Origin of the sequence: Streptomyces sp. NPDC059477, from assembly GCF_042749375.1 — a bacterium.
Classification (GTDB): domain Bacteria; phylum Actinomycetota; class Actinomycetes; order Streptomycetales; family Streptomycetaceae; genus Streptomyces.
Window position 1 is genome coordinate 1 of the sequence record NZ_JBHYUG010000161.1, and the last position, 8,807, is coordinate 8,807.

Annotated in this window: 9 protein-coding genes; 5 read left to right on the top strand and 4 right to left on the bottom strand. The window is 70.8% G+C overall.

All coding sequences use genetic code 11. The features are described 5' to 3' along the window. Positions 1 to 145 precede the first annotated feature (145 nt). Together ACFXAZ_RS38665 and ACFXAZ_RS38670 are read left to right on the top strand one after the other, a co-directional pair. Positions 146 to 2,326 (top strand): acetate--CoA ligase family protein, encoded by a 2,181-nt coding sequence (locus ACFXAZ_RS38665; RefSeq protein WP_384601516.1) that lies wholly within the window; start codon positions 146 to 148, stop codon positions 2,324 to 2,326. After that, positions 2,326 to 2,859 (top strand): DoxX family protein, encoded by a 534-nt coding sequence (locus ACFXAZ_RS38670; RefSeq protein ID WP_384601518.1) that lies wholly within the window; start codon positions 2,326 to 2,328, stop codon positions 2,857 to 2,859. The genes ACFXAZ_RS38665 and ACFXAZ_RS38670 overlap by 1 nt, the downstream gene beginning before the upstream one ends. 47 nt (positions 2,860 to 2,906) lie before the next feature. Here the strand turns inward: ACFXAZ_RS38670 and ACFXAZ_RS38675 are convergent, their stop codons facing one another. The 3 genes from ACFXAZ_RS38675 to ACFXAZ_RS38685 form a co-directional block, all read right to left on the bottom strand. Then, the gene (locus tag ACFXAZ_RS38675; protein WP_384601521.1) at positions 2,907 to 3,098 is read right to left on the bottom strand and encodes a hypothetical protein; all 192 of its coding nucleotides are present in this window, start codon (positions 3,096 to 3,098) and stop codon (positions 2,907 to 2,909) included. Positions 3,099 to 3,188: 90 nt separating this feature from the next. Then, positions 3,189 to 3,947: an SDR family NAD(P)-dependent oxidoreductase gene (locus ACFXAZ_RS38680; RefSeq protein ID WP_384601524.1), complete on the bottom strand. Its 759-nt coding sequence runs from the start codon at positions 3,945 to 3,947 to the stop codon at positions 3,189 to 3,191. Next, a complete protein-coding gene (locus tag ACFXAZ_RS38685) occupies positions 3,947 to 5,128 on the bottom strand; it encodes an acyl-CoA dehydrogenase family protein (RefSeq protein WP_384601527.1) in 1,182 nt (393 codons plus the stop codon). Before ACFXAZ_RS38685 ends, ACFXAZ_RS38680 begins: the two co-directional genes overlap by 1 nt. Before the next feature lie 189 nt (positions 5,129 to 5,317). Here ACFXAZ_RS38685 and ACFXAZ_RS38690 point away from each other — a divergent pair, with 189 nt between their 5' ends. Further along, entirely contained in the window at positions 5,318 to 6,445 is a 1,128-nt protein-coding gene (locus tag ACFXAZ_RS38690; RefSeq protein ID WP_384601530.1) for a CaiB/BaiF CoA transferase family protein, read from the top strand. Positions 6,446 to 6,455: 10 nt separating this feature from the next. Here ACFXAZ_RS38690 and ACFXAZ_RS38695 read toward each other — a convergent pair whose 3' ends face one another. Next, positions 6,456 to 7,028, bottom strand: a complete 573-nt coding sequence (locus ACFXAZ_RS38695; protein ID WP_384601533.1) for a TetR/AcrR family transcriptional regulator — start codon at positions 7,026 to 7,028, stop codon at positions 6,456 to 6,458. 147 nt (positions 7,029 to 7,175) lie between these two features. Between ACFXAZ_RS38695 and ACFXAZ_RS38700 the strand changes: the two genes are divergently transcribed. Both ACFXAZ_RS38700 and ACFXAZ_RS38705 read left to right on the top strand, forming a co-directional pair. Next, positions 7,176 to 7,958, top strand: coding sequence for a FadR/GntR family transcriptional regulator (locus ACFXAZ_RS38700; RefSeq protein ID WP_384601536.1), 783 nt, complete (start codon positions 7,176 to 7,178; stop codon positions 7,956 to 7,958). Between the two features lie 135 nt (positions 7,959 to 8,093). Then, positions 8,094 to 8,732, top strand: coding sequence for a lactonase family protein (locus ACFXAZ_RS38705; protein ID WP_384601538.1), 639 nt, complete (start codon positions 8,094 to 8,096; stop codon positions 8,730 to 8,732). The last annotated feature ends 75 nt before the right edge of the window (positions 8,733 to 8,807 follow it).

The window sequence follows — 8,807 nt, forward strand, 5'->3', positions numbered from 1 at the left end:
CCGGGCGGGGGGCGAGCGTGCCGGTGCCAGTGCCGGTGCACTCCGGTCACGGCCCGTCAGGCCGGGAGCCCGTCGAGGATTCGAGACTCCGATTTCAGTGTGTGCCACAGACATTCATGCCAGTGACCAGATGATGGGGAGTGCGATGAGCGTGGATCGTGAGCCGGCTCAGGCAGCAGACGCCGCAAGTCCGGGCGCGCAGGGCGGCGAGCACCCGCTCGCCCCGATGTTCGCGCCGAAGGGCATCGCGATCGTGGGCGCGAGCGAGCGTTCGGCCTGGTCGTGGCAGACGTTCGACAACCTGCGGCGCGGGAACTATCCGCATGAGATACATCTGGTCAACCCCAAGGGCGGGGAGATCCACGGCCGGCCGGCGGTACGGTCGCTGCGCGAGGTGGAGGGGCGCGCGGACCTGGCGGTCGTACTGACCGGACCCGATTCACTGCCGGCCATCATGGACGAGGCGGCTGCGGCCGAGGTGCGCAACCTGGTCGTCATCGCCGCCGGATTCGGGGAGGCCGGCGCGGAGGGCGCCCGGCTGGAGCGGGAACTGGCGGACCGGGCGCGTGATCTCGGTCTCCAGATCCTGGGTCCGAACAACCTCGGTTTCATCAACACCGTGTCGTCCACCTACGCGTGGACCTCGCTGATGCCCGCGTCAGTGACCCCCGGCAGCGTGGGCATCGTCTCGCAGAGCGGGGCCCTGGGCATCTTCCTGATGAACTACCTCCAGAGCAGGGACGTCCCGTTCAGTCATCTCATCAGCGTCGGCAACGAAACCATGCTCACCGTCGCGGAAAGCATGGACTATCTGCTCAGCCAGGACTCCACCAAGGTCATCGCGCTCTACCTGGAAGCTGTCCGGCACCCCGAGGTGTTCATCGACGCGGCCGAGCGCGCCCTGGCCGCGGGGGTGCCGGTGGTGGCGTACAAGGCGGGCCGCGGCGCGCTCGGTGCGAGGGTGACCGCGGCGCACACGGGCTCGCTGGCCGGCGACGACCGTGTCTACGACGCGGTCCTGGCGCAGCACGGCGTCATCCGGGTGGACACCATCGAGGACCTCGTGACGACCAGTGGACTGCTGGACGCGCACGGCGAACTGCCGGGCCATCGCGTCGGTTTCGTGACCGCCTCCGGTGCCATGTGCGGTGTGATCGGCGATGTGTCGGAGGAGAACGGTCTGGCGCTGCCGGAGCTGGACGAGTCGACGGTGCGTGCGCTGCGGGAGGGCGGGCTGCCCGACTTCGCCACCGCGCAGAATCCGCTGGACACCACGGGCTACATGACCGTCAACCCCGCCATCATGCCGATGTCGCAGGAAGCGGTGGCACGTGACCCCAACGTCGACATCCTGGTCGTTCACGGCGGGGTGCCGGCCACCGCAGAAGCCGCGGCCATGTACTCCGGCGGCGGTGGCGAGCAGCGCAAGAGCATCGACGAGATCAGTCCCGTCCCGGTCATCAGGATGGAGTTCTTCCCCACCGAGCGCACCGAGTTCGCGCGCGAGCTGCGCCGGGAGGGCAAGGCCGGCTTCGTGGCCGACTCCTTCACCCGGGGCATCCCGGCGCTGGCCAGAGCCATCCGCTGGTCGGAACTGCGCAGGTCGCGCGAGACCGAGCGCCCGGTCGGCCCGCCGCTGCGGCTGAGCCCGGACACCAGCGCCCAGTGGTCGGAACGGCAGGTCGCCGAGTTGCTGGCGCGACATGGTGTCGCGGTCGTGCCGCAGCAGCTGGTGACCAGTGCCGACGACGCGGAGGAGCGGGCCGGGTCGTTCGACGGGCCGATGGTGCTCAAGATCAGCTCCGCCGATGTCACGCACAAGACCGATGTCGGCGGTGTGCGGCTGGGACTGCGGACTCCGGCCGAGGTGCGCGCCGCGTACGAGAGCATGATCGCCGGTGTGCGCGCCGCGCAGCCGCACGCCGCGATCGAGGGCGCGGTGCTGAGCCCGATGCGCCCGGAGGGCCTGGACCTGGTGGTCGGTGTGGTCCGTGACCAGGTGTGGGGCCTGACCCTGGTGGTCGGCCTGGGCGGCGTATGGGTGGAGGTCCTGCGCGACAGCGCCCTTCGCGTACTGCCCGCCACCACGGCCGAGATCCGCAAAATGTTCACCGAGCTGAAGTGCTTCCCGCTGTTCGAGGGCTTCCGGGGAGCGCCCCCGGTCGACCTGGACCACCTGGCCGAAGTGATCCGCTCGATCGCGGACATCGCCGTCGCCTGCGGGGACCGGCTGGAAGCACTGGAGATCAACCCCCTGCGCGTCCACGGCGACAAGAGCGAGGTACTCGACGCCCTCATCCGCTGGACCGAGGGAGAACCCCGGTGATGGACGGAACAGCGTCAGCGGCGGACTGTGCGCTCCTGCTGTTCCGGCTCGTGCTGGCCCTCGTGTTCATCGCGCACGGCTGGAACCACATCTTCGGCGGCGGCAAGATCGAGGGCACCGGACGATGGTTCGACGCACTGGGCATGCGACCGGGTCTCGTGCACGCGTGGTTGGCGAGTCTCACCGAGATCGGCGCGGGCGTCCTCATGGGACTGGGTCTGCTGACGCCCCTCGCCGCCGCGGCGATGCTCGGTGTGACGCTGGTGGCGCTGACCACCCACCACATCCGCAACGGCTTCTTCACCTTCCGCCCGGGCGAGGGATATGAGTATGTGCTCGTGCTGGCGACCTGCGCCGTCGTCATCGGCGCACTGGGCGGTGGCGGCTGGTCGGTGGACGGCTCGCTGGGCATGTTCGGCGGCGGCTGGGCCCAGCTCATCCTGACCGCGGCGGTCGGAACCGGCGCAGCGGCACTGCAACTGATCATGTTCTGGCGGCCCGGCGAACGGCCCGGCACGCAGCCCGGAACCTAGAGCCGGGTTCGCCGGCGGTGGGGCGGGTGGCTGACGGGAGAGTGATGTCAGCCGTGCTGTCGGGCGTAGGCGGTCGCCGTGGGCCGGGTCATGGCGTTGAGCACATGCGGCCGGTTGAGGGTGATGACGGCGACGGCCCGCTCGTGACGGACCAGGACCACGTCCGTACTCCCGGCACTCCCGGCGCTCACCTCCCCCGCCTCGCTCCCGTCGGTCGCGGCGGGCCTGCTGGATGCCATGCGTGCTGTCCTGCCTTTCAGGTCTTGTCCGGTTCAGGTCTTGTCCGGTCTCGGGGTGGTCCGCGGGCGGCGCGGCCGACGGGTCGGCGGTCAGCGCGGAGCCATCCGCAGGGCCCCGTCCATGCGGATGGTCTCGCCGTTGAGGTAGTCGTGCTCGATGATCGCCAGGGCCAGTTGCGCGTACTCGTCGGGGCGGCCGAGGCGCTTCGGGAAGGGGACTCCGGCGGCGAGGGAGGCGCGGAACTCCTCGGAGACGGTGGCGAGCATCGGTGTCTCCACGATGCCGGGGGCGATGGTGCACACCCGGATGCCGTACTGGGCGAGGTCGCGCGCGGCGGGCAGGGTCAGGCCGACGATGCCGCCCTTGGAGGAGGCGTAGGCCGCCTGGCCGATCTGGCCCTCGTACGCCGCCACGGACGCGGTGTTGACGATCACTCCGCGCTGGCCGTGCTCGTCGGCCTCGGTCCGCGCGATGGCCTCGCCGGCGAGCGCGAGGACGTTGAACGTGCCGATCAGATTGACCTGCACCACCTTGGCGTACAGGCCCAGGTCGTGGACGCCCTTCTTGCCGAGAACGCGCATGGACGGGCCGATGCCGGCGCAGTTGACGACCGTGCGCAGCGGGACACCGCCGGAGGAGGCCGCGTCGACGGCTTCCGCGACGGCGGTGCCGTCGGTGATGTCGGTGGGGAGGTAGGTGACACCCTCGATCCGGGTGGCGTTCTCGATCCCGGCCGCGAGGTCGAGGACGAAGACCCGTGCCCCCTGTTTGGTGAGGGCCGCCGCGGTGGCCGCTCCGAGCCCGGACGCGCCGCCGGTCACGATCGCCGCGGTGTTGTCGATTCGCATCAGTGCTCCTGGTTCCGCACCCTGAGGGGGCCTCGGTCTTCGTTCTTCAGCGCCCGGCTGATGATCAGGCGCTGGATCTGGTTGGTGCCTTCGAAGATCTGCATGACCTTGGCCTCGCGCATGTAGCGCTCGACCGGGAAGTCACGGGTGTAGCCGTAGCCGCCCAGCACCTGGACCGCGTCGGTGGTGACCTTCATGGCGTTGTCGGTGGCCACCAGCTTGGCGATGGCGGCCTCGCTCCCGAACGGGAGCCCTTGGTCCCCGAGCCGCGCGGCGGCCAGGGTGGTGGCGCGGGCGGACTGGACCGCGGCGGCCATGTCCGCGAGGACGAAGGCCAGGCCCTGGTGCTCGATGATGGGCTTGCCGAACGTCTCCCGCTCCTGCGCGTAGCGCACGGCGTGGTCCAGTGCCCCCTGGGCCAGCCCGACCCCCACGGCCGCGATCCCGAGCCGTCCGCGGTCCAGCCCGGCGAACGCGATCTTGAGACCTTGGCCCTCCTCGCCGATACGGCGGCGGGCCGGGACGCGGACGTCCTCCAGCCGCAGGGTGGCGGTGGCGGAGCCGGTCAGCCCCATCTTGCGCTCGGGCGCGTCGGCGATCAGCCCGGGGGTGTCGGCCGGGACCAGGAAGCATGAGATGCCGCGTGAGCGGTCGTCGGAGGTGCGGGCCATGATCGTGTAGAAGTCGGCGTGGCCGCCGTGGGTGATCCAGGCCTTGGCGCCGCTCAGCACATAGTCGTCGCCGTCCCGGACGGCCCGGGTGCGCATCGCCCCGGGGTCGGAACCGGCGTGGGCCTCGGAGAGGCAGTAGGCGCCGAGCAGATCGCCGCCGAGCAGGTCCGGGAGCCACTCCTTCTTCTGCTCCTCGGTGCCGAAGGCGGCGAGGGCGTAGCAGGACAGCGCGTGGACGGAGACGCCGACCGCGACGCTGGACCACACCGCCGCGATCTCTTCGAGGACCTGGAGGTAGATCTCGTAGGGCTGCCCGCCGCCGCCGTGCTCCTCCGGATAGGGCAGGCTCAGCAGTCCGGCGCGGCCGAGGGTGCGGAAGACCTCGCGGGGGAACCGTTCCTCGGCCTCCGCCTGCGCGACGCGGGGGGCGAGTTCCTTCCCGGCGAGTTCACGGGTCAGTTCGATCAGGTCGACGGCTTCCGGTGACGGGAGCGTACGGGTAGCGGGCATGGGATTCCCCTGGTCAGGACACTCGGAACAACGAACAACGAACAACGAACGGCGAGCAACGAACGGCGAGCAACGAACGGCGAGCAACGAACGGCGAACGGCATGTGGAGGGCGGCGGGCGGCAAAGAAGAAACCCGAATATTGATACGCCAAGCGATACAACAGTATCGCCTGAGGTACGGTAACGCCATGCTTCCCAGAGATGGATCCGTGGGTCCCCTTGCCGGACTGCGCGTTCTTGAGCTGGCCGGACTCGGGCCCGCTCCCCACGCGGCCATGGTCCTGGCCGACCTCGGCGCCGATGTCGTACGGGTCGAGCGGCCCGCCGGGCGGGCGCTGCGGCTCGGTCCGGACGGGGCCACCGACATCGTGCTGCGCGGACGCCGCTCGGTCTTCGCCGATCTCAAGCGGCCCGAGGACCGTGCGCGGGTGCTGGCGCTGGCCGAGCGCGCCGACGTCCTCGTCGAGGGGCTGCGGCCGGGGGTCGCCGAGCGCCTCGGGGTCGGCCCCGCCGACTGCTCCGCGCGCAACTCCGGGCTCGTCTACGCCCGGATCACCGGCTGGGGCCAGGACGGCCCGCTGGCCCAGGCACCCGGCCACGACCTCAACTACATCGGCCTCACCGGCGTGCTCCACGCGATGGGCCGCCCCGACGGTCCGCCGCCCCCGCCGCTCAACCTGGTCGGCGACTTCGGCGGCGGCTCCATGCTGCTGGTCGTCGGGATCCTCGCGGCCCTCTTCGAACGGTCACACTCCGGCACCGGGCAGGTCGTCGACGCCGCCATGGTCGACGGGGCCGCCCTGCTGGCCCAAATGACCTTCGCCCTGCGCGGCATGGGCCGGTGGTCGGACGAACGCGGCGCCAACCTGTTCGACGGGGCCGCCCCCTACTACGACACCTATGTCTGCGCCGACGGCGGGTTCGTCGCCGTCGGCGCGCTCGAACCGCAGTTCTACGCCGCCCTGCTCGCCGGCCTGGGCATCGACCCGGCCGGGCTTCCGGCCCAGGACGACCGCACCGGCTGGCCCGAGCTGCGGGCGAGGTTCACCGAGCGGTTCGCCGCCCGCACACGTGACGCCTGGGCCGAGCACTTCGCCGGGACGGACGCCTGTGTGACCCCGGTCCTCACCTTCGCCGAGGCCGCCGCGCACCCGCACCTCGCGGCCCGTCGCACCCTGGTCGAGGCGGGCGGGGTGCTCCAGGCCGCAGCGGCGCCACGCTTCTCCCGGACACCGGGCCGGGAACCGGCACCGCCACGGACGGAACAGGAGCCCGACACCGAGGCCGTGCTCAGGAGCTGGGGCGTCCGCCCCTGACCGGACGCGCTCAGGGCGAGAGGGCGTGGACGATGAGGGACGCCAGTTCGGCGTACGCCTCCGAGTCGGTCAGCCCGGTACGGGTCGCGATCTCGCCGCGCTGGATCTCCTGCATGGTGGCGGCGACGACCTCGCCGACGAAAGCGGCGTGCACATCGCGGAAGGCACCGGCGGCCACGCCCTCGGTGACCAGCTGCCGGATCCGGCCGGCGGCGATGCGCGTATTGGCCTCGTAGACCTCGCGGGCCGGTTCGAAGGCGGCCATGTCATCGAGGAAGCGCCGGGACAGCGGCTTGAGCTGCTCGGCGACCGCGTTCAGATAGACCACCACGCGCTCGGAGGGCGCCGAGGCGTCCGCGACCTGCTGCTCGATGGCCTGGGTCGCTTCCCGGAAGTAGTGCTTGACCGCCTCGCGGACCAATTCCTGCTTGCTGCCCGCCAGCTGATACAACGTGGTCTTCGAACAGCGCAGCCGCTCGGTCAGCTCATCGAGGGTGAAGGACGCGAAACCCTCCGCCGCCAGCAACGCCACCAGCCGTTCGAGCAGATCTCGCTGGCGCGCGGTACGGCGTGGGGACGGCATGATCCCCAGCCTAGCCGCTCCCCCTTCGCGGGGTGTGACCGGTATCCATGCGGCTAGGGGCAGTATGTCATAGTTAGCTAAGCTGTACTTCGCTGGCTATGCTGGAACGGGTCCATCGCCAAGGACCCGCAGAACAACATCCCGGAGATGGGGCAGCACGTGCCGGACAGCAAGCGAAACGACCAGCGAACTCCCGTAGCGCGTCGACGCCTGCCGAAGATGGCCGAGATCGTCGCCTCCGAGCTGCGGCAGAAGATCCTCAGTGGAGCATTGCAGCCGGGTGACTCACTGTCGTCCGAGTCCTCGCTGGTCGAGGAGTACGACGTCTCGCGGCCGACCCTGCGCGAGGCACTGCGGCTCCTGGAGGCCGAGCAGCTCATCACGGTGCGGCGCGGCTCGCACCGCGGTCCGGTCGTCTGCCACCCGGACACCTCGGTGACGGCCCGCAGCTTCAGCATGCTGTTGCAGCTGCGCGAAGGGACGCTCGCCGACATCTACGCGTTCCGGATGGTCTTCGAGCCGGTGGCGGTGCGCATGGCCGCCGAGACGGCGAGCGACGAGGACCTCGCCCGGCTGCGCGCCCTGCTGGAGGAGGAGTACGAGGTCCGCGGCGACGCCGACCGGTTCCCCGAGGTCGCCTGGCGCTTCCACACCACCCTCGCCGGGCTCTCGGGCAACATCACGATGACCGTGCTCGCCGAGACCCTTGAGCGCATCTCCAAGCGGCACGCGCAGGCGGCGCTGCTGCGCTGGGCCGACGGGGACCGGCAGCGGGACAGCGCCTACCGGGCGCACAAGAAGCTGGTCGGCCTGATGGAGAAGCGGTCCGGTGCGGAGGCCGAGCAGTTCTGGGCCGCGCACATGGCCGAGGTCGGCAAGAAGCTGCTGTCCAGCACGGACGAGCTGTCCATCATCGAACTCATGGAGTGAGCCGGGCCGGCACATGCAATCGCCCAAAGGGGGCCGCCGCATCCGGTGGCCCCCTTCGCCTGTCTCCCCTTCGTCTGCCTCCCCTTCGTCTGCCTCCCCGTCGCCTGTCTCTCCTTCGCCTGCCTCCTCGCGGCAGTGGCTGACGCAAGGGACGGGTGGCTCGGCCCGGTCAGCGGCTCCCTGCGCAACACGGGCGGCGGACCGCACCCGCGCCAGGACTCGTCACATCCGCACGCCGTCACCTTCGACCCGTCGGGCCGATTCCTGGGCACCGCCGATCTCGGCATCGACAAGGCGGAGATCTTCCGGCTCGCGGGCGGCGGGCTCCGGCGGGTCAGCGAGGTGTCGGTCCCGTCCGGCATGGGCCCTCGGCACATCGCCTTCTCGCACGACGCCAGGACGCCCTATGTGATCGGTGAACTCGACGGGAACATCGCCTCCTTCGCGTACGACGCCGCGACCGGCACGGTGGGCCGCGCGCTCCAGACCGTCCCCACCGCGCCCGCCGACTACACCGGAGGGCAGGGCGGCGCCGAGATCGCCGTCCATCCGTCCGGGCACTTCCTGTACGGCTCCAACCGTGGCCCTCGGACCATCGCGGGCTACCGGATCAACGGTTCCGCCGAAGGGCTCACCCCCCTCGGCTTCGCCACGGAGGGCGTGAGGGGTCCGACCAGCTTCGCCGTCGACCCCCGGAGCGGCGAGCTGACGCCCACCGGCAACACCACGTCCGTACCCGCCCCCGGTGTGATCGCCTTCGGCGCGCCGAACTGACCACAGCAACCGGGCAGGTCGCCGGCCTTGCGCCCACTCACTACGATGACGAGACATTCCCCAGGGTCGTGAGAG